The sequence below is a fragment of the Flavobacterium sp. PL002 genome (genome assembly GCF_054165825.1).
Genome location: NZ_CM135110.1, coordinates 26,095 through 46,105, shown reverse-complemented (window position 1 = coordinate 46,105; position 20,011 = coordinate 26,095). Strand labels below are relative to the sequence as shown.

Genomic DNA, 20,011 nt, shown 5'->3' with positions numbered 1-20,011 from the left:
CATTGGTATTATAATCCAATACAAATTGTATTTAATCATATTTTCGTTTATAAAAAAAGAATATTTAGTAATAGCTGAAGTACACATATCTACCAATATAAATGTGGTAAAGCGTTCAATTATTGATAAAAAATTTGTGTAAAATACTATCATTAATTCTTTTTAACTGTTTTTATGAGCAATATGCAACAAGTTAATAATTATTTTACAATAAAACTGCAACCAGATATTAAAATCCAATTGCAGTTAGAGTATAATTATTTAAATCAAATAAGATTAATCTATCTTTTTAGTTTCAAAACCTATTATTGCATTATAAAGTGCATATGTCATAGAGTACATGATAGGTAACGTAAAAAATACACCTATACAACACCCAATAAAACCTACTAATGAACCAATAAAGGCTGTAATAGTTAATGCTAAAATAGTAATAGGATTTTTTAGTACAACAGTAATACTAGCTTTAATTGCGTCTAATGCATTTAACTTACCAAAAACAATAAAAGCGACAGTAAGTAAAGTAATAAAGTTAATAATTAAACTACTTAGCGTTCCTAAATATAATATTCCCGTTCTATTTAATAAAAGAGAGATAGTCATATTGAAGACACTTATTATTAATGAAGAAATAATTATTTGTAAAAAATAAGGTGCTTTATAATATTCAAATATAGCAGCGCTGGTAAAAGCTTCATCTTTATCAGCTGAATGCGCCATTTTTAAAAAACCTGCAAAAAAGGGACCAATTAATAGTCCTAAAGCAAGCATAGATCCTAAATATAAAATTAAGTTAATGCCAACTAAACTTTCTATGGTTTTTAAATTTTCAGGATTTGCCATTTTTATAAAAGCAGGCATTCCTATCGCTAAAATAAAACCTCCTGTGATTAAGATTGCCATAACAACCAGAAAAACTAGAATCATGGAACCAGCATATAATGCGATTTTTTTATAATTTTCAAATGCGTGATTGAATACGGTTCCAAAATCTAATTCGTATCCTTTCGATTTTATTTCTTCAACTCTTTTTTCTACTGTTGTCATAATAATTTAGTGTGTTTATAAATGGTTTGGTTACTTATTTTTTAAAATAAACGTCTTCTAGTGGTACTCTAAACTGTGCACTATAGATTCCAGTTTCGTCTTTTATTCCACAGGCAATAATCATATTAATTTCAGCTGAAGATGGTATGCCTAGTATTCTTTTTACTCTTACTGAGTCAAAACCTTCCATTGGGCAAGTATCGTAATTTATGGATGCCATACTGATCATGAAATTTTGAGCTGCAAGTGCGGCACTTTTTTGAGCTACAATACGCATATCACTACTTCTTGCTTGTCTATATATGGGTTTGAATAATCCAATAATTTGGAAAACTAAAAATTTTATAAACCCAAAAATACCTAAGAAGTCAAAGTATAATGTTGGAATCAATTTTTGATAATAATTGAGTGCAAATTTTTCTCTTTTTGAATAGTCCTCTTTTGGCTTATCGCCAAATTGGGAGCTAAGAAAAGCAATATTTGCGGCGGCTCTTTTTTTCCATAAATCTTTACGAGCAACTACCACAACCATTTGCTGTGCAGTTTTGGCTGCATTTTGTCCCAAACACGCCTCAGTAAGTTGTTCTAAAATAGTAGTTGATGTTATATGATAAAATTCCCATAGCTGCATGTTGCTACTTGTAGGCGCTAATGTTGCTAAACGGATGCATTCTTTTATTTTAGCATCATCTAAAGTGTTTTTTTTAAAGACTCTTACAGACCTACGGTATTCAATTGCTTCACTAACGGTTTTTTGGTTTGTTAAATCCATTTTAGTAATTTTCGTATTGTTTTTAGTTTACCGTCATAAGGTGCATAACGCATTGGTAAATCCAACCAATTTGATTTTTTTACAATTCCTTTTTTATGTGAAAAAACATCAAAACTTAAACTTCCGTGGTAGGCACCTATTCCGCTATGACCAACTCCTCCAAAAGGAAGTCTTTTATTAGAAAAATGAACAACGGTATCATTGATACAACCACCTCCAAAAGAGTAATTAGCAATTATTTTATGAGCAAACGATTTGTTTTCTGTGAAAACATAAAGAGACAATGGTTTTTCATATCTAGAAATAATAGTATGTAAATCAGCATCACTAGCGTATGTTAATATTGGTAATAAAGGCCCAAAAATTTCGTCTTTCATTACCAAGCTGTCTAGGTTTGTTTCTGCAATAAGGGTAGGAGCAATGTAGCAGTCATCTTTGTCAGTTTCTCCACCAAATATTACTTTATCAGGGTCAATCATCTCACTCAACCTACTCCAGTTTTTTGCATTGATTATTCGGGCATAATCCGGAGAAGTTTTTGGCGTTTTTCCATAAGCCAAAGTGATTTCATTTTTTAGATGTGTTATAAATTTGTCCTTCATATCTTTTTGAATTAAGATATAGTCAGGAGCAATACAGGTTTGTCCAGCGTTAATGTATTTTCCCCAAACGATTCTTTTAGCTGCAAGTTTTAAATTTGCAGTTTCATCTACAATACAAGGGTTTTTACCACCTAATTCAAGTGTGACAGGTGTTAAATGAACGGCTGCTGCTTGAGCAACAATTTTACCTACAGGAACACTGCCCGTAAAGAAAATATAATCCCAACGTTTTGCTAGTAAATCTTTAGAAACTTCTACTCCTCCTTGAACAACAGAAACATGTTCTGGATTAAATGTTTCAGCAATAATTTTAGCTAATATAGTAGCGGTATTAGGTGTTAGTTCAGATGGTTTAAGTACTACTTGGTTTCCAGCTGCTACAGCAGATATTAAAGGGCATAGTGCTAATTGATACGGGTAATTCCAAGGAGCAATGATTAATACCTTACCATAAGGTTCTTTGTATAAATAGTCAGTGGAAGGGAAATTAAGTAGGGAAGGCAATACCTTTTTTGGCTTTGCCCATTTCTTAATATTGTTTATTGTGTCTTTTAATTCCGCTACTACATAACTGGTCTCAGTAAGTACGGCTTCAAAAGCGGGTTTTTTAAAATCTTCATACAAAGCATTAATAATTTCGCTTTCATAAAGTAAAACTTTGTCCAGTAATTTTATTAAGGTTTTTTTGCGGTAATCTACATTTGTTTTATAATCCATTAGGTATGTTTTTTTCTGAAGATTGATTGTCAAACTGTAAATTAATTCAGGAACTGACTTTGTAAATCTATTTTTGTTATTACTGAACTGCGTTCCAAATAACTTCGTTAGGAACTGGCGCAACAATTTTTAAAGAGTCCTTTGTTACTGGATGTATAAAAACCAATTGGCGTGCATGTAAATGGATTCCGCCATCAGGGTTACTACGGTCAAAACCATATTTTAAATCTCCTTTTATAGGAGATCCTATTGCAGCTAGCTGTGCTCTAATTTGATGATGTCTTCCAGTATGTAAGTCAATTTCTAAAGCAAAGTAATTATTTAATTCTTTAAAAATACGGTAATCTAAGTGTGCCATTTTGCTGTCTGGAACTTCTTTTATATGTGCTTTAGAAGAGTTATTCTTTTCGTTTCTTTTTAAAAAATGAATCAAACTATCTGCTGGTTTTGCTGGTTTGTTTTTTACAATTGCCCAGTACGTTTTTTGTGTTTCTCTATTTTTAAACAATTCATTTAAGCGCGTGAGTGCTTTACTGGTTTTTGCAAACATTACAATTCCTGTTGTAGGTCTGTCTAAACGGTGTACTACGCCAAGAAAAACTTCGCCAGGTTTATTGTATTTGTCTTTGATGAATTCTTTTACAACTTCTGACAAGGGCTTATCTCCGGTTTTATCCCCTTGTACAATATCGCCTACACGTTTATTAACCACAATAATATGGTTGTCTTCGTGTAAGACCTGGAGGTTGTTTTTTGTTGAAATTATTTTCAAAATAGAAGGTGTATTTTGGATTATTATAAAAAAAGAACCCTTAATTTAGTCTTAGTAATGGTTTTAACTAAGGTACTAATTTAAGGGTTTATTGGTTTGTTTAGTACTGCTCCTTTTCATTAGGGAAGTCACTAGATTTCACATCAGCAACGTATTGACTGATTGCCGTAGTCATTCCATCATAAAGGTCCATGTAACGACGTAAAAAACGTGGACTAAATTCATTGTTCATTCCTAACATATCGTGAATCACTAGTACTTGACCGTCAACTCCACCACCAGCACCTATTCCAATTACGGGAATAGAAATACTTTTGGCTACTTTTTCGGCTAAATGAGCAGGTATTTTTTCAAGAACAAGAGCAAAACAACCTAAACGTTCAAGTAACTGAGCATCCGCAACAAGTTTGTCAGCTTCTTCCTCTTCTTTAGCGCGAACAGTGTACGTACCAAATTTATAAATTGACTGTGGCGTTAAACCCAAATGTCCCATTACTGGAATACCGGCGTTTAATATTTTTTTTATTGATTCTTTTACTTCTTTACCACCTTCTAATTTTACGGCATGACCACCGCTTTCTTTCATTATTCGAATAGAAGAACGTAAAGCTTCTTTAGGGTCAGATTGATAACTACCAAAGGGTAAATCAACCACTACTAATGCTCTCTCAATGGCTCTAACTACAGAGGAAGCATGATAAATCATTTGGTCTAAAGTAATAGGTAAGGTAGTTTCATGACCTGCCATTACATTTGAAGCCGAATCTCCCACCAGAATTACATCAATTCCTGCGGTATCTACAATTTTTGCCATTGTATAATCGTAAGCCGTTAACATAGAGATTTTTTCTCCATTGGCTTTCATTTCTATTAATGACTTCGTGGTAATTCTTTTATAATCTTTTTTTGCTACAGACATAGTTGTATTTTTTGGAATTGTAAAAGTAGTAAAACAAATTCTTTTGAAACACAAAATCACCTCCGACTTTACCGAATCATTATAAGTATCTTAGTCGCTTTTGCTTTAAGCGAAATTTTTATTTAAAAGAGCCGCAATAATCTCGATACTTTGGGCTGTGCTTGTGTTTGTAGTATTGATGGCGAAGCTATTGTTTTCATAAGGAGCATACATTCTTTCATCAGTTACACAAAATAAACCTACAGTAGGTGTTAGGGAGGCACTAGCCAGATGCATCATGCCGCTATCAGCCCCTATAAATATTGCTGTGTTAGCTATGAAAGCAGCGATTTCTCTAATGTCTTTACTGTAAAACGTAGGGGCTTTAAAGCCAATTTGAGATACATTTTCTACGGGTAAAACTTCAATGATATTGTACTCAGGAAAAGCATCACGTAAAGATTGGTAGAAAGTTTCCCACCAGTTGAGGTTGTAACATTTTGCTCTAGTGGCGTAGGTAAATATGCAAATAGTTTTTTTGTTATTTTTTACAATATCCTGAACTAACTTATTTGCCTCAGCAATTTCTGAAGGAGCTAATTTTAAGTTTAATGGTGGAACGGGATTATTGTTTTTTGGCATTCCTAATAGGTTAAGATAATGTCTAAAGTTATAAACGGGACCCTTAGCAATATGTTTGTAATCAGTAAAAGTATTAGTTAGATCATCAATGTCATCACCGAAGAATTTGAATTTACCGCTAGCAAATTGGGTTGAAAGTCGGCCTGATGAAGAGTTCTTTACAACATTTATTACAATATCGTATTTGTGTTTTTTGATTGCCATCCAGCCTTTCATATAGTTATGAAGTTCTTTGAATGGTTTTCGAGGTAAGCGAATGATTTGGTTAACATTGTGGTAATTCTTAAAAATGCTTGGGGCGGCATTTCCATTTACAAATAAATCAATTTTACAATCAGGATATGTTGCAATAACTTCTTGTAGTAAGGGGGTTATGAGTAACTGGTTTCCTAATCTAGGATTGGGTCGGCATATTAGAATCCGCTTCACATCTACTTTTGTAATGTTAGCCGTTTTATCAAAATTCGATCGACCAATATTTTTAGTTAACCTGTGCATCAGCTTCCTTCGTACATTGTTGATATTACTTTTAATACTCATCTTTTATTTTTGATTTTAAAGATTAGAAATATAAAGTTGAATAAATAACTCCAGTCAATAGTGGTATTTTTTTAATAAGAGGTATCTATAACTTGTTTTGGAATGTGGTTTACCAAATAAACACTTTTTATTTAAAATTCCTATTTCCTTAACTTTATCTTATGGTAATGTTTCGTTTAAGCAAGAGTATTTTTTGGGGAATTAGTGGTTTTTTAATAATAAATATAAAGATATTACTGCTAACAAGGTGCTAGTTAGGTATAATAAAAGCCTAAAGCGTATTTTATTGTAGTGTTTCTATTGTTTTATTAGGTCATCTTTAATTGATAATCATTAGCAGATATAATCATTAACTGAACATACACTAAAAATGATTGTTAAAATTAGTATTATGTGGTGTTTTGTGTAAAAATTAATGTTTTTATTGTTTTATTAACTATTAATTATAGTTTTGTTAAGATATTTAAGAAAAATAAATACAATTAAGATTTATGAAATTTAACCATTTTGTTTTAGGTCTATTATTTATGTTAATAATGCCTGCAGTGATGAATTCCCAAACAATTAAGGGGGTAGTGACAGATGATAATGGACAAGCTTTGCCATTTTCTAACGTTATTGATAAGAGTACATCAAGTGGAGTAACTACTGATGCAAACGGAAAATTTGAAATTAAGGTAAAAGCGTTACCTGCAACTTTGATTGCCAAATATGTGGGTTACCAAAATAAATCTATTGAGGTAGCTGATGAATCAACAGTGGTAACTTTTGCTTTGGCCCCAAACAATAGTCTTGATGAAGTTGTAGTGACAGGAAACAGAGCAAAAACGCGTACCGTGTTAAGTTCTGCTGTGCCTATCGACAAGTTGTATGCCGAAGATTTAAAATCAAGCGGGCAAGTTACATTTGATAAAATGTTAGCTTATAAAATTCCTTCTTTCAATTCAAGCACACAAGCAGTTTCTGATGCTACTGCGCATTTTGATCCAGCAGATTTACGTGGATTAGGGCCTAGCCGTACGTTAGTATTAGTAAATGGAAAAAGAAAAAACCAAAGTGCACTTGTTTATATCAATGATACTCCTGGAAAAGGAGAAGTAGGAACAGATATGAAAAGTATTCCGTTTTCTGCTATCGAAAGAGTAGAGGTTTTGCGTGATGGTGCATCTTCACAATATGGTTCAGATGCTATTGCGGGTGTAGTAAATATCATCCTTAAAAAGCAAACTAATTTTACAGAGGTTAGTTTAACTTCGGGAATTACTTCAAAAGGAGATGGTTTTAATTTTGGTGCTGATTTAAATTCAGGATTTAAAATTGCTGAGAAAGGTTTTGTGAATTTTAATCTTTCGTACTTAGATCAAAACAAAACAAATAGAGCAGGAAAACCAGGAAGAGATGGTTTATTTGGAGTTGAAGCAAATGATCCAATGTGGGGCGATTATTTAAAAAACAATCCTGATTTAGGAATGAACATTGGTCAGCCAGATACTAAAATGGGAGCTTTAGTTGTTAATGCAGAGTACCCACTTTCGGATAAAACTACTTTATATGCATTTGGAGATATCAACATCCGTAAAGGAACAAGTTTTGCATTAAACAGAACGCCTTATTGGGTTGCTGATCCAAATAATTTATTACATGATGCTGGAACGACTTATAATGGTTTCCAACCTACATTTAATACAGATGTTTTTGATAATTTAGGTTCTGTAGGATTAAGAACTTCAATATTAGGTTTTAATTCAGATTTTAGTTTAACTGCAGGATCTAACAAAGTAGATTATACTGTAGGTAATACTTTAAATGTGGATTTAGGAGCAAGTAGTCCAACAGAATTTAATGTGGGAGGATATACCTTTAGTCAATTAGTAGGAAATGCTGATTTCTCTAGAAGTTTTGATAAAATAACTTTTGGTTTTGGTACCGAAATTAGAAAAGAACAATTTGAAGCTCGAGCAGGTCAAGTGGAATCTTATGTAGATGGAGGAGCACAATCTTTCCCAGGATTACAACCAGCAAATGCTTTAAAGAAAGATCGTAACAATGTAGGTGTGTATACAACTTTAGATTATGACGTTACTGATGCTTTTTTAATTGGAGGATCGTTACGTTATGAGAATTATTCTGATTTTGGAGATAATTTTTCTTGGAAAGTAAATTCTCGTTATAAATTAACAAATGACGTTACAGTTAGAGCTTCGTTTAGCACAGGTTTTAGAGCTCCGGCTTTACACCAAATTTATTTGAGTAACATTCAAACGCTTGTTTCTGGGGGAACTATCTCAAACCAAGGAACTTTTAACAACGTTGATCCAGCAGTAAGTGGTTTAGGGGTTCCAAAATTACATGCTGAAAAATCTCAAAATATTTCTACAGGTATCACCTTTAGATCTGGTGCTAATTTTTCTGCATCGCTTGACTTTTATCATATTAAAGTTAATGACCGTGTGTTATTTTCAGGTGAAGTAGGTTTTGATGGTGACGATACGACAACAAATCCAGTAGAAGCAGTACTAGTTGCAAATGACATTACAAGTATGAAATTCTTTATTAATGCTATTAACACAACTACAAAAGGAGTTGATATCGTGTTGAACTATAAAAACTTGAAAATAGGTGAGGGTAAACTTGGTTTAAGCTTAGCATCAAATATTGCTGAAACTAAAATCAATGGTAAAATTGATACACCAGCAATCTTGAAAGCAAATGGATATGATATTTTTGATCGTAAGGAGCAAGCTAGAATTTTAAGCGCGAGACCTAATACAAAAGTATTGTTAGGAGCTAATTATGATTTCAAGAAAGCTACATTTATCTTAAACAATACTTATTTTGGTGAAGTGACTTGGCAACATGCTACTGATCCAGGAAAAGATCAAACATTCTCTGGTAAGATTCTTACTGATTTAGGAGTTGCCTACAAGATTACAAATACAATATCAGCAAACGTTATGGTAAACAATTTATTCAATGTTTATCCTGATGTAATCGATACTAAAGGTGATGTGGTAACTGATTTAGGAGGTCGTTTTAAATATCCATGGGAAGTAAACCAGTTTGGATTTAACGGAACTACATTTACAGCAGGATTGAATTTTAAATTCTAAAATCTACATATAAGCATAAAAAAAACGGGATATTTCCCGTTTTTTTTGTTTTAAATTGAAAAAAAATAACGTGTTTAAGTTGGTATTTTTTCTATGATAATAGCTTCTCCTTGTGTAGAATAGTAGGTACAAGTCATGTCAATAATATCGATGCGCCATTTTGCAATTCCGCATTGTGCGGCTTGCTCACAAAAAGTAATATAATCAGTTTGACCACTTTGATGCATTACGATGTACTCAATAAAACGTTCTTTGTTAGGAGTAGCTGCAATAACGAAATCATCGTGTTTTTTATCAGTACTTACTTCATAGTTATCAGCACCGTAATATACTACGCGACTATCTGCAGTAATGGTATCATATCCTTTTATGCCTAAGGTAATTAATTCTTGAATGTAATTAGTAAAATCAGCTCCTGTTTTTACTTTATCGTAAGCTTGTTTTATTTGTTCTAACGTAAACATAGTAGTTGTAAATTATTGATTTAACAAAAAATGCTAATCTAACTTTACTGAAAGTTTAGATTTGGTACTAAAATACTATTTATTTTTCATTTTACATACTTTTATAGAAACTGTTGGTTTTTTAATAGGGACTCAGAAGGCATTTACTGCATTTAAAAACAAGTAATTAAGATGTTTTTTATTTCTTCACAAAAACTAAGTTAAGTTCATATATGTTTCGATATTTATAAAGTTGTGTAATAATGATTTGCTAAGAAAAATATTCTCTTGATTTTTTTACTTTGGTTACAACCAAAAAAAAGAGCCTCTTATTGAAGCTCTTTATAGTATTAATTAACGTCTGTGATTATTTTTTTTATCATAATGGTTGTAACCATTGTATTTATAGTTTTTATTATTGTTGTAAACAACAGTATTGTTATTACGGTTTAAAACTACTTTTTGAGCTGAACCCCTATATCCAACATAATATTTTGTGTGATCATTTTTATAGTTTCTATAAGGTTCGTTACCGTGATAATCATTAAGCACTACTTTATATCCAGTTTTATAATTATAGTTTCGGTATTGAGTAGGTAGGTTTCTTGAGCGTACCCAGTTTCCTCTATTTAAATAAATATATTGATTGGCACGTACATCATAATATGATTGTATATCTGGTAGGTAATAATAGCCTACAGCTACATTAGTATTGTTATGATATACAGGAGCGTTTCCTATGTTGAGGTTAATCGAAAGTTGCGCATTTGATGTGCTTGTTATAAGTAGAATTATTCCAGCGGCTATTAGTTTTAAAGTTTTCATATTTTCTATATTTTACAATTATATTTTTAATTTTTTTATTCATTTCGTATATACATTTACTGTAAATCCAACAACTGTGCCACAGTATTTATTTAACTTTTAATTGGGCTACTAGAGTCTGTTATTTGTTAGTTTAGTGATTGATATTTAGTGCTTTAAATAAATGAATAATTTTATTGAAATAGTTGTAAAATTTAGTAAATAGAAATTTTCACTATTTATTTACAGCTGTTTTTTTTTGTTTATTGATAAAACAGCTAGACCATTATTAGGTTTTAAATAGTTTTGTGCTTGTTTTTAATATCAGAATCAATACACTACAATCCAATTTATTTTTTTGTCACATCAATTTTAGTCAATATGAATTAATGGTTCTCAGTTCGTTCTAGATAAAAATCAGCGTTTTAATAATTACTAATGATATAGAAACCAATCTCATAAATAAAAGACATAAAAAAAACGATTAAGTTTCCTTAACCGATTTTTATTAATTTACAATAGAACAACTATTTGTGAAACATAATATTTGTTCAAAAGCTCAATCATAATTTTCGTGATTTATTTTACAGTTTAAAATATCCTTATCAGTTTCTGAAGTTTACATTTTAATAAAACGATACGAGACTATTTATTTATAGTTAACTAAATAATTACCGCAACCATTAAACTGTTCTTCATTCCATTTTACATCAATGATGCCGCCTGTTTCATTGCCAGCCATGTCAAGACAGCTTTTTAGTAAGTAAGTGACTGTAATTTCTTTTCCATCGGTATCGGTACCTTTAAAGGAAACGATTGCGTTTTGTTCTTCTATAAAGTCACTTTCTAAGTAGAGGGTTCCCGTTGTTTTCTGTTGACCTAGTAATGTTAGTAGTTCAAAGCTAAAATTTCTTTTATTTTTTTGAGATATTAAAATACTCCAACCAGGTTCAAATCCAGAACCTTTAAGCTCTTTTATGTCAATTTTTTTAGAAACTATTTCTTGAGACTGACTATTCTCATTTGTTTCGGGGGTTTGTTTTTTACTTTTTTCACAAGAAAAAATTACAATTGCGACTACAATAATGGCTAATATTTTTTTATTCATCATCTTAAATAGTATTAGTGTGGTTATATAATTATTCAACGTTTTATTCCAATTTGTTTGGGACACATTAAAATATATTTATGTAGTTACTAACGAAGTTAAGTAATTTACATTTCCTTTTACCATAAAAACTAAAATCTATAGTTTATGTACAATTATTCAATAGCATTTTTTAGCTATTTATGGTCGTTTATTTGATTATGAATATTTAGTATGATAATGGGTAGGCTAAACCTGTTTTAGTTTCTACTAAACTAAAAAGGCTTATGGCATTAATTCTTTTTGAAATAAAAGTTTAATTGTCTCGCTCTTTGATATATAATTCTTGAATTAAAACAATTAGAATGACAATTATTGGCGTAGCCAAAATTAAACCCCATCCTCCAGTTAGCGCACCCATTAAAAGTTGTGCAATTATAATGAGGGCAGGAGGCATATCAATTAATTTTTGCTGTACGAGCGTAGTAATAAAATTACTTTCAACAAACTGTATTAAAACATAAAGTCCTACAACTAATGCCGCTGTTTCAGGACTTTGCATCAAACCAACTAATACCGCTGGAACTAAAGCAAGTAAAGGCCCAAAGTTAGGAATGAAACTAATTAAGCCCGCTAGTAGTGCTAAAACCAACCAAAGCGGCATGCCAATTATTGCTAATCCAATTGCTGTTAAAATAAAAACTACAAACATAGAAAACAACTTTCCTTTAAGCCAGTTCCGTAATTGTTTGTTTAATTTATCGAGAACATCATTTGCTTTATCTTGACCTTTTACAGGGATTAATTGTACAATTCCTTTGATGTAAGTTTGAGGTGATACGGTAAAGAAAATAGCAATGAATAAAATAACATAAATATCTCCAAAAACACCAAATGTTGATTGGAAAAACTGTCCTGCAAAAACTTGTACTTTATCGGTAGAATTTTTAGAAGATAGTTTGTCTATAATTTTTTCACCCACTATGCTGTTATTCATTTGTATTTTTACATTCTCAATTGTTTTGGGTAAGGTTTCCATCAAATCTGTCATTTGGGTTTGCACCTTGGCGCCAATTAACCAAAACAATCCTGCAACAATAAACAACGTTCCTAGAATAGAAATTGCAACACATACATTTTCTTTCCATTTTGTTTTACGTTGTATAAAATCACTTAAACCTCTAAAAAAAACAGCAATTAAAGTTCCTGCTAATATTAATAAAAACACATTAAAAGTAGCTTTAAAAAGTAATAATGCACTGATTGTAAAAGTAATTATAGCCGTAGTTATCCATACTTTTTTTTGAAAAGAAATATTTTTATCTTGATCTAATTGTGGAGTGTCTTTTTGCGGCATAAAAAATTAATTACAGATTTGTATTTTGCATCTTATACTTTTTCTACAGTTATAAAGATTGAAAACTGCAGATAAAAAAGATAGTTTAAAATGCATTTAACATCATGAAAACATAGCGTTTACAGTTCTGAAATCACTTAATTGTTTTAGAAGTGAAGCTATATAATCTCAAATATAAGAAAAGTTTTTAAGCAAAAAGAAAGAAAAGGCGGTGTAATGAAGCTTTAAATTAATATCGTAATACTACTAGAATACCTGTTTTGGAACATTTTTAAACTTTAGTTTTACATGAAACATCTTTTTTATTAAAAATTAGAAGACCAAATAAATAGTAAAATTGCCCATTGTAAAGCAAATATCATCCAAATCATTTTTCGGCTAGGTTCCATTATGTTTTTCAAACTTTCAATAGTTCTATTTCTTATAATATCATAAGGATTTTGATTCTCATCATTAAATTCGATACCATCCAGTCTTATTTTTCCCATCCCTAAAACAATAACTTTTCTAAGCCATTTGTTTACTGTTTTGTCATTTTTAATGTCTTGTATTACTTTTAATTTTTGAATAGAAAAGTCTCCAGCGTTTCTTAAAATGGCTGGTTGTTGTTTTTTGTATTTCAACATTAGCTTATCTAATAGTGCAACAAGATAACCTTCTCCTTTATCAATCGTAATTCGGTTAACAAGTTTTGATATAATGTATTTATTTCCGAATGTTAAAAATAAAGCAGAACTAGAAAAGAAAACGATAGAAAATAAAATTGTGCTAACAGGTCTTAAAATAAAAGTTGCTATTATAAACGGAATAGGTGTAGCATGACCAGAGCTGCCCACATTAACGTCTTGTGTCAACAGGAAAAAACCAATAACGACTACAATAATAGTAGAGATAGTACCTAAAAGATTGATTTTTATAAAACTAAATAAGGCAGATCCAGATAGTTTTGCGATGTATTTAAAGTTTTCTTGCATTTAATTTTTTGGTTTTAATTTTTTGGTTTTAATAATTTATGGGATTAGTGTTTTTTTTATAAATGAATCGTTAGTTATTATTCAGCTTTTAATTTTATAATTGAAGTTATAAATGGACAAACTAAATAATTTAATCAATTATAACTTTTTCGATAATTGTTTTTCCAGAGCTAAAGTCTTTTCCATAAAACAATACAAAATCAGCTTTTGCTTGAAGTCCAAGAAAACCATCCTTGAGCTGTACGAACATCTTGTCTAAATACATTTTGTGATTATTGACAATAACATGAATTCTGGCGCCTTTGTTATGACTATAGTTAAGATAGAAGTATAGTTTGTCTGATGCAGCGAGACGTAGTTTATATGAGTTTGTTTTTGATTCTTCTAAAATCATTCCATAAGCTAATTTTCTTTGAATGATAGACAGTGGTTTTTTTATTCCGTTTTCAGTGTAAACAATTTGGTATTCGTCAATAGGGGCAGTCGAATTAATAACACCATCTTTTATATTGGCATCATAAACATAAGTATTGTGGTTGTTGCTGTGTTGTATATAAAAAAGGCGGCTTGTAGTTTTTTCAGGTTCTGGATATCCTTCCTGTGCAAAACAAGAATGGGAGTAAAATAACAGAAAAAGAAAGGGTAATATAAATTTCATTTGAGCTAATATTTTATGTTGTATATAACTAAGGGTGTTGCTATTAATATTAAAGTAAGGCTAAAAACAATTGCAGTATTTCGTAATTGATACTGACTGTTTTTATTAAAATTATTGAGTTCATAAAGTGTATAGCACAAAAACAAAAATACAAATAACAAACTTATTCTTAAAAAAACAACTGCTTCTGAAAAAAAACTGAATTTACCTTCTTGCAAACTTTCTGGCAAAAGGTAATAAGCATTATTCCATAATAGTGTCAAGAAGCCTATTAAAACTAAAATTCTGATCACTATGTATTTGAATATTTTCATTGTAAAGAGGATATTTTAAAAAGGATTTGAATTTTAATCTATTATTACTGGTTATATAATAAATAAAAACCTAATAGAAAATCCGACAGGATTTTCAAGAAGTTGTCCAAGCGTTTGTGGTTTTTGCTAACCGTTATTAGCTGATGTTTTGATGGTGTTTTGTAACTTGTTTTTCAAATTGTAATATAGTTTCTCTTATTTTTTGAGAAATACTCATAATATCTGCAAGAACTTTGTCACTATCATTTGAATCAGAAAAAATATTTTCATTAAGTTTTAAGCCAGTTTTAATATTTAATTTTTCAAGCTCATTTAAATATATTGAATTAACTTTTCCATTATTATGTGTTAGTAAATTTCTTTTTAACGCAAAAATTTTAAGAAAATCAATCTCATTTTTATCAATATTGATATCAATACAAAAAATTGTTTTAAACTTTTTTATAATGTTAGTAACATTGTTACTCTGCATTAATTCTTTAATTCTTTTTTCTATGATTGCATTTTTTACAAAATCAATGCTTTCATTTTCAAAAATGTTAGAGTATTGAACCAATAAATTATCATTATCCTTTTTGATAAATTTTGGATAGTGAGAGAATAAAGCATAAAATAAGGAGGCAATATACTCTTCATATATTTGATAATAATTTTTATAAATAATTTCATTAGTTATTTTTCTTAATCCTTCGCCATCCTTCTCTAGATTCTTTTTTGCATTATCAAATGTTTTTTTTTTGTTGAACTCCTAAGTACTTTTCAATTTGATTTTCTTTATCTAAATTTTTTTCGATAAGAATTATTGATAATACATAATGATGATATTCTAATTGTTGAATAATATTATCTTGAAATTTAGAATAAATGTTAAGAATGTCTTTTTTAAATACTTTTTCCATATCGGTTTTTTTAATATCAGTAAGGTTTCGAGGCTTCAAGAAGTGGCGAACTTCGTAACCTATATTTTTTGGACTAAGATAAAAATTCTTACGAAAATAAACATGAACTTACCACATATTTAGCCATCTTTACAAAGCGCTGTTAGCGGTTCGGCAGTTTATGTTTTATGTATGTCCATTCCTAATTATTCCAAATTTAATTCTTTTTTTTGTCTTGAACATCTTCTTTATGCATTAAACATTTAAAAAAATCTAGTAAAAATTTCACTTTCCAAGTTTCTACTTTTTATTTTTTGAGTTTTATTTTTAAATATCTATTATTAAGATTGCACAAAATTTATTTTCAAATTCGCTAATTGTAATGACATCCTCTCCGTCACGCAATTTAAAAAAGCTTAATCGGTCACTAATAAAATAGTCATCATCTGCTTCTTCTAGATTGTTTTCACTTGCATGAAGCCTTCCGAGTTCGGGTGTCTGAAAAGAGTACCAAAACCTAATATTATTCATTTTTTCTTTTTGAAATTTGTCCGCTAATAAAGTTATAGTTTTTACACCAAGCATAAATGCTTTTTTATTGTTAACAGGCTCTATATATGAGTCAACATGAAAATGGTTCTCGTTGTCTTCAATTATAGATTGATTTTCCCAATTCTCATTTGCATTATAGAGTCTATCAAATGATTTTAATGTAATACCAAATTTCGTCAATAATATTTGGTCAGAAAGAATATCTTTAACCTCTGTCGGAAAGTTGACTGAAAATATAAAGTCATTTGACAGTTTGTATTCTGTCAAAAGTTGCTCAAATATTTCATTATATTTTGTCGTCATTGGTTTCTACTAAACATTCTTTTTCTACTTTAAAAAGCTAATAAAAACTGATTGAAATTTTACTTTTAAAGTTTCTGCTTTTTGTTTATTCAATTTTCTCTGCGCTCCAACACTGCTGACCGCTAACGTGTCGCGGCTTCAAGAAGTGGCGAACTTCATAACCGCATATTTTCTACAAATATAAAATTTCTTGCAAAAGATAAACTTGAATTTAACGCAATTTCTCCATTTTTGCAAATCGAAGTTGTGCGTTCGTTATTTGACGTTTTTAGTATTTTTTTCGTTTTAATAATTGTCTAATCGAAGTTAAATGTCCAAATAATATTATTGGAACTATAAATGTCGGTAACCAACTAAAGGGAAAATTCAAAATTGCTATATTAGGTTGTTCAAATGCAAATTTCTGTATTGGTGAAGGTGCAGAAAATAAAGCATTTATAACTATATTTATTAGAAGTCCAAGACAAATTAAATTCCAAATTAAAATTACCTTGTCGTCTAATTTGGTTTTTGATAGTCCAAAATAAACAATAATTGGTGCTGTTATACCAGCAATAATATCAAAGTTTCGTCCTTCAAAAGTCATTAGTTCTGGGATTGCTTTATTGAGAAAAAGACAAAATAAAACAAGCTCAACTGGAATTCTTACAACGTTCAAATAAGTCAAATTTTTGAGAGGTAAACTGTCTATAAATTGTCGTCCTTTTTGAGTAGCGAATAAAAATAGTATTGTCAATATTGTAGGTAAAATTCCAAACAACATAATTTTAGGTGGAAATAAATTTGTGTCTGTTTTGTAAATATTTTTTAGCGTCAAACCAGTTTGAATTATTAACCAAATTGTCAAACCGATTAAAATTGACATTGATTTTTTTCGTGTTGTTTCCGAATTTGAATTTCCAATTGTCCAAATAAAAAGGAACAAAGTCAAAACTGTTGTTAGTCCAAAAGTCCAAGTAATATATGAGGGTAAATTTTCTATCATTTTCTATTTTTTACTTTATTTTTGTCCCTCCTACATAATTACGCTCAACGTGTCATCACTTGCAGAATTGACGAATTTAATAACCGCATATTTTCCAATAAAATTAAATTTTTTGCAAAATACAAATGTGAATTTACCACATATCTCGCCATTTTTGCAAACTGCAATTTGTAGTAATTTTATTTGAATTTTTTTGTTTTTATTTCAATCATTCTCTTCATAAATGCTTGTTGATATTTTATTTCGCTATCTCCACCTGAGGTCACAAAAATATTTTCCCATTCAGCAACATACATTTTGTTTGTGGAATCATTTGTAAGATATTCATTATTTTCTAAAACGATACGAATTGTATCCAACTTTTTGGTTAAAAAAATTGAATATATATTGTCTTCATTTTCTCCTTCCTGTAAATATTGTAAAGTATCTTTATATGTTTTTGTAGCATTAGTAACGGTTTTAACAACCATACTTTTTTTATTTTGTCTTTGAGAAATTATGGTATCTACTTCCATATGATTATTTACAGAAGTAACTTGAATGTGATTATTTTCTTCTTTTGATTTATTTTTACAAGATTGTAAAATAAATAAAGTTAAAAACAATGAAATTTGGATAATTTTTAGTTTCATTTTTTTTGTTATTAATAAGGTTTTTAAGCCAATTTTCTTTTTGTTTCTTGGATGTTAGTCAATTTGTAAATGAAATACAGAAGATCAAAGTCAACATTCCCAAACTGTTTTTAGCAACATTGTAAAAAAGAACTCCTGCTAGAAATCAAGTAAATAAAGCATTTTCAAGGAGTTCTTTCGTGGCAACTATTTCTATCAATTCAAATATATAATTACTTTTTTTGATTTTCATGTTTTATTTGTTCTTATATTCAAGTGATAAATGCAACACTCCTTATTTGTTTAAATAAAGCCTACTGATAAGTCTTGAAGATCTAGATCTTCAAGACTTATCAGTAGGCTACGAAAAAAATTTCTCTTATTTTTGGGTTACTAAGCACAAAAAAAAGATGTCACATTTAACGATTGAACAAAGATACGAAATTGCTACACTTCGTTCACAAGGATTTTCAATGAGTAAAATAGGAGGGGTTATAGGTAGAGATAAATCTGTAATAACCGCTGTTAGCAGAAGTACTTTATTATGGAAAAATTAAATATTTGAGAATTACTTTCTTTTTTTCAAAATCTTTAAAGTTTTTGATTTTTTCAATGGTTGTTTGAATTAAAAATACATTTGAACCAAACTTACAGATTAAAAAATTACTCACATAATTGTCTATATTAAATTTATAGCCTTGATAATTACAAACAAAAACTCTAGCAAAAAAATGCATTAAAGAATATAGTTTTGGCAAACTATAAATTTCGCTTTCTACATCATGAATAAAATCATTTACTGTAATAGATAATTTTAAGTTATCCTTGTCGAGTTCTTTTTGGTATCTTAATAACCCTTTCTTTTTTGCGTTATATTCAGTCCACAAGTAAAATTCTCGATAATAATTTTTATTTTTCATAGAAGAATTCATTAAAAATGGGTTTGAATATTTATTTATGTATTCTGAAAAATCAACTGCATGAGTGAATTCATGAGTTACTGTACTAAGATATAATGAATCCTCAAATACGCGAGAATTAATAATAAGTTTAAAACAAATTATATTATTTTTAGTCGTAATACTAAAATTGCCGTTTGAAGTCGATAATCCGTTTGCATCATAATGGGCTTTTTCTTCATCAATTGCATATTTGTAAACTGTAGCACCAAAGTCTTTTGGAATAATAATATCAACTTTTTTACCTTCAAGCTTTAAGCAAATATCCTTAGTTATTAATTCTTCCATTAAGGATTTAACTAAAGTATCCAATTTCAAATTAGTTTCATCAATAATTGTCAAATCCAAAGGATGTGAAGACGCAAATAATTCTTTCAGTTTTGACCACATATTTTCTATTATTTCTGCCAACGTGTCGCGGCTTGCAAAAGTGGCGAACTTCGTAACCGATTATTTTCGGCTAAGATAAAATTTCTTGCGAAAGATAAACGTGAATTTACCACATATTTCGCCATTTATGCAAACCGCTGTTGTAATATGTTTTTATCAACACAAGGATTTCTCGTTATTCAATTTTTCGGCACAATACTTTTCGCCACAAACTGCATCATTTTCATTAATCCAAATTACTTTCGGCTTAATGATTTCGGTACAATATTTTTCACCACAAACTGCATCGCATTAATTGAAGCAAATTACTTTCGGCTTAACGATTTCGCCACAATCTATTTCGACGCAAACTGCATCACTTTAATTCAAGCAAATTATTTTCGGCTTGACGATTTCGCCAGAATCTATTTCACATAAAACTGTTCTAATTTTCTTTTATAAACGACAACTTTTTGGATTGCAGATTATTTTCTTAGTAGGAGTGAAGCAAGGAATTTTTCACCGCAAAATTCGGCGTTAAAATATATTACAACCACACAATATCATCACAAAGTGTAATTTTTTAAGTTAACTGCTATGTAATAGAATACAGTTGT

The 20,011-nt window shown here is 29.8% G+C and carries 19 protein-coding genes and 1 pseudogene; 2 read left to right on the top strand and 18 right to left on the bottom strand.

Going from position 1 to position 20,011, the window contains the following annotated elements; genetic code table 11:
- Positions 1-276 precede the first annotated feature (276 nt).
- From ACVEGE_RS00185 to ACVEGE_RS00160, 6 genes are all read right to left on the bottom strand, one after another.
- Positions 277-1,047, bottom strand: a complete 771-nt coding sequence (locus ACVEGE_RS00185) for a DUF2189 domain-containing protein (protein WP_192500666.1) — start codon at positions 1,045-1,047, stop codon at positions 277-279.
- Between the two features lie 34 nt (positions 1,048-1,081).
- Positions 1,082-1,819 carry a nitroreductase family protein gene (locus ACVEGE_RS00180; protein ID WP_192500667.1) on the bottom strand — a complete coding sequence of 246 codons (738 nt, stop codon included), beginning with the start codon at positions 1,817-1,819 and terminating at the stop codon, positions 1,082-1,084.
- Positions 1,810-3,138 (bottom strand): aldehyde dehydrogenase, encoded by a 1,329-nt coding sequence (locus ACVEGE_RS00175; protein WP_192500668.1) that lies wholly within the window; start codon positions 3,136-3,138, stop codon positions 1,810-1,812. Before ACVEGE_RS00175 ends, ACVEGE_RS00180 begins: the two co-directional genes overlap by 10 nt.
- A gap of 79 nt (positions 3,139-3,217) precedes the next feature.
- The gene (locus tag ACVEGE_RS00170) at positions 3,218-3,910 is read right to left on the bottom strand and encodes an RluA family pseudouridine synthase (protein WP_173856795.1); all 693 of its coding nucleotides are present in this window, start codon (positions 3,908-3,910) and stop codon (positions 3,218-3,220) included.
- 100 nt (positions 3,911-4,010) lie between these two features.
- Positions 4,011-4,829 (bottom strand): 3-methyl-2-oxobutanoate hydroxymethyltransferase, encoded by an 819-nt coding sequence (gene panB, locus ACVEGE_RS00165; protein WP_173854163.1) that lies wholly within the window; start codon positions 4,827-4,829, stop codon positions 4,011-4,013.
- 105 nt (positions 4,830-4,934) lie between these two features.
- Positions 4,935-5,990: a glycosyltransferase family 9 protein gene (locus ACVEGE_RS00160; protein WP_192500669.1), complete on the bottom strand. Its 1,056-nt coding sequence runs from the start codon at positions 5,988-5,990 to the stop codon at positions 4,935-4,937.
- A 491-nt stretch (positions 5,991-6,481) separates the two neighbouring features.
- Here ACVEGE_RS00160 and ACVEGE_RS00155 point away from each other — a divergent pair, with 491 nt between their 5' ends.
- Positions 6,482-9,100 (top strand): TonB-dependent receptor, encoded by a 2,619-nt coding sequence (locus ACVEGE_RS00155; RefSeq protein WP_192500670.1) that lies wholly within the window; start codon positions 6,482-6,484, stop codon positions 9,098-9,100.
- Between the two features lie 74 nt (positions 9,101-9,174).
- Here the strand turns inward: ACVEGE_RS00155 and ACVEGE_RS00150 are convergent, their stop codons facing one another.
- From ACVEGE_RS00150 to ACVEGE_RS00100, 11 genes are all read right to left on the bottom strand, one after another.
- On the bottom strand, positions 9,175-9,564 hold the full coding sequence (locus ACVEGE_RS00150; RefSeq protein ID WP_192500671.1) for a DUF1398 domain-containing protein: 390 nt from the start codon (positions 9,562-9,564) through the stop codon (positions 9,175-9,177).
- A gap of 333 nt (positions 9,565-9,897) precedes the next feature.
- Positions 9,898-10,368: a hypothetical protein gene (locus ACVEGE_RS00145; RefSeq protein WP_192500672.1), complete on the bottom strand. Its 471-nt coding sequence runs from the start codon at positions 10,366-10,368 to the stop codon at positions 9,898-9,900.
- Positions 10,369-10,996: 628 nt separating this feature from the next.
- A complete protein-coding gene (locus ACVEGE_RS00140; protein ID WP_192500673.1) occupies positions 10,997-11,458 on the bottom strand; it encodes a hypothetical protein in 462 nt (153 codons plus the stop codon).
- A 292-nt stretch (positions 11,459-11,750) separates the two neighbouring features.
- Positions 11,751-12,791: an AI-2E family transporter gene (locus tag ACVEGE_RS00135; RefSeq protein WP_192500674.1), complete on the bottom strand. Its 1,041-nt coding sequence runs from the start codon at positions 12,789-12,791 to the stop codon at positions 11,751-11,753.
- Between the two features lie 305 nt (positions 12,792-13,096).
- Positions 13,097-13,765 (bottom strand): hypothetical protein, encoded by a 669-nt coding sequence (locus ACVEGE_RS00130; RefSeq protein WP_192500675.1) that lies wholly within the window; start codon positions 13,763-13,765, stop codon positions 13,097-13,099.
- Positions 13,766-13,895: 130 nt separating this feature from the next.
- Entirely contained in the window at positions 13,896-14,423 is a 528-nt protein-coding gene (locus tag ACVEGE_RS00125) for a DUF4833 domain-containing protein (RefSeq protein ID WP_173856788.1), read from the bottom strand.
- A gap of 450 nt (positions 14,424-14,873) precedes the next feature.
- Positions 14,874-15,293, bottom strand: a complete 420-nt coding sequence (locus ACVEGE_RS00120; protein ID WP_173856787.1) for a hypothetical protein — start codon at positions 15,291-15,293, stop codon at positions 14,874-14,876.
- A gap of 166 nt (positions 15,294-15,459) precedes the next feature.
- Positions 15,460-15,636, bottom strand: a complete 177-nt coding sequence (locus tag ACVEGE_RS00115; RefSeq protein ID WP_173856786.1) for a hypothetical protein — start codon at positions 15,634-15,636, stop codon at positions 15,460-15,462.
- A 306-nt stretch (positions 15,637-15,942) separates the two neighbouring features.
- Positions 15,943-16,470, bottom strand: coding sequence for a hypothetical protein (locus tag ACVEGE_RS00110; protein ID WP_173856785.1), 528 nt, complete (start codon positions 16,468-16,470; stop codon positions 15,943-15,945).
- Positions 16,471-16,738: 268 nt separating this feature from the next.
- The gene (locus ACVEGE_RS00105) at positions 16,739-17,455 is read right to left on the bottom strand and encodes a hypothetical protein (protein WP_173856784.1); all 717 of its coding nucleotides are present in this window, start codon (positions 17,453-17,455) and stop codon (positions 16,739-16,741) included.
- A 179-nt stretch (positions 17,456-17,634) separates the two neighbouring features.
- The gene (locus ACVEGE_RS00100; protein WP_173856783.1) at positions 17,635-18,087 is read right to left on the bottom strand and encodes a hypothetical protein; all 453 of its coding nucleotides are present in this window, start codon (positions 18,085-18,087) and stop codon (positions 17,635-17,637) included.
- A gap of 389 nt (positions 18,088-18,476) precedes the next feature.
- Between ACVEGE_RS00100 and ACVEGE_RS00095 the strand changes: the two are divergent.
- Positions 18,477-18,587, top strand: a pseudogene (locus ACVEGE_RS00095) (helix-turn-helix domain-containing protein); the annotation flags it as partial.
- Positions 18,588-18,608: 21 nt separating this feature from the next.
- Here ACVEGE_RS00095 and ACVEGE_RS00090 read toward each other — a convergent pair.
- Positions 18,609-19,436 carry a hypothetical protein gene (locus ACVEGE_RS00090; protein ID WP_192502052.1) on the bottom strand — a complete coding sequence of 276 codons (828 nt, stop codon included), beginning with the start codon at positions 19,434-19,436 and terminating at the stop codon, positions 18,609-18,611.
- Positions 19,437-20,011 lie beyond the last annotated feature (575 nt).

Excerpts from the sequence above, each read along its gene's own strand:
- ACVEGE_RS00185 (WP_192500666.1), bottom strand. The coding sequence starts at position 1,047 with ATGACAACAGTAGAAAAAAGAGTTGAAGAAATAAAATCGAAAGGATAC.
- ACVEGE_RS00180 (WP_192500667.1), bottom strand. The coding sequence starts at position 1,819 with ATGGATTTAACAAACCAAAAAACCGTTAGTGAAGCAATTGAATACCGT.
- ACVEGE_RS00175 (WP_192500668.1), bottom strand. The coding sequence starts at position 3,138 with ATGGATTATAAAACAAATGTAGATTACCGCAAAAAAACCTTAATAAAA.
- panB (WP_173854163.1), bottom strand. The coding sequence starts at position 4,829 with ATGTCTGTAGCAAAAAAAGATTATAAAAGAATTACCACGAAGTCATTA.
- ACVEGE_RS00160 (WP_192500669.1), bottom strand. The coding sequence starts at position 5,990 with ATGAGTATTAAAAGTAATATCAACAATGTACGAAGGAAGCTGATGCAC.
- ACVEGE_RS00155 (WP_192500670.1), top strand. The coding sequence starts at position 6,482 with ATGAAATTTAACCATTTTGTTTTAGGTCTATTATTTATGTTAATAATG.
- ACVEGE_RS00150 (WP_192500671.1), bottom strand. The coding sequence starts at position 9,564 with ATGTTTACGTTAGAACAAATAAAACAAGCTTACGATAAAGTAAAAACA.
- ACVEGE_RS00145 (WP_192500672.1), bottom strand. The coding sequence starts at position 10,368 with ATGAAAACTTTAAAACTAATAGCCGCTGGAATAATTCTACTTATAACA.
- ACVEGE_RS00140 (WP_192500673.1), bottom strand. The coding sequence starts at position 11,458 with ATGATGAATAAAAAAATATTAGCCATTATTGTAGTCGCAATTGTAATT.
- ACVEGE_RS00135 (WP_192500674.1), bottom strand. The coding sequence starts at position 12,791 with ATGCCGCAAAAAGACACTCCACAATTAGATCAAGATAAAAATATTTCT.
- ACVEGE_RS00130 (WP_192500675.1), bottom strand. The coding sequence starts at position 13,765 with ATGCAAGAAAACTTTAAATACATCGCAAAACTATCTGGATCTGCCTTA.
- ACVEGE_RS00125 (WP_173856788.1), bottom strand. The coding sequence starts at position 14,423 with ATGAAATTTATATTACCCTTTCTTTTTCTGTTATTTTACTCCCATTCT.
- ACVEGE_RS00115 (WP_173856786.1), bottom strand. The coding sequence starts at position 15,636 with ATGGAAAAAGTATTTAAAAAAGACATTCTTAACATTTATTCTAAATTT.
- ACVEGE_RS00110 (WP_173856785.1), bottom strand. The coding sequence starts at position 16,470 with ATGACGACAAAATATAATGAAATATTTGAGCAACTTTTGACAGAATAC.
- ACVEGE_RS00105 (WP_173856784.1), bottom strand. The coding sequence starts at position 17,455 with ATGATAGAAAATTTACCCTCATATATTACTTGGACTTTTGGACTAACA.
- ACVEGE_RS00100 (WP_173856783.1), bottom strand. The coding sequence starts at position 18,087 with ATGAAACTAAAAATTATCCAAATTTCATTGTTTTTAACTTTATTTATT.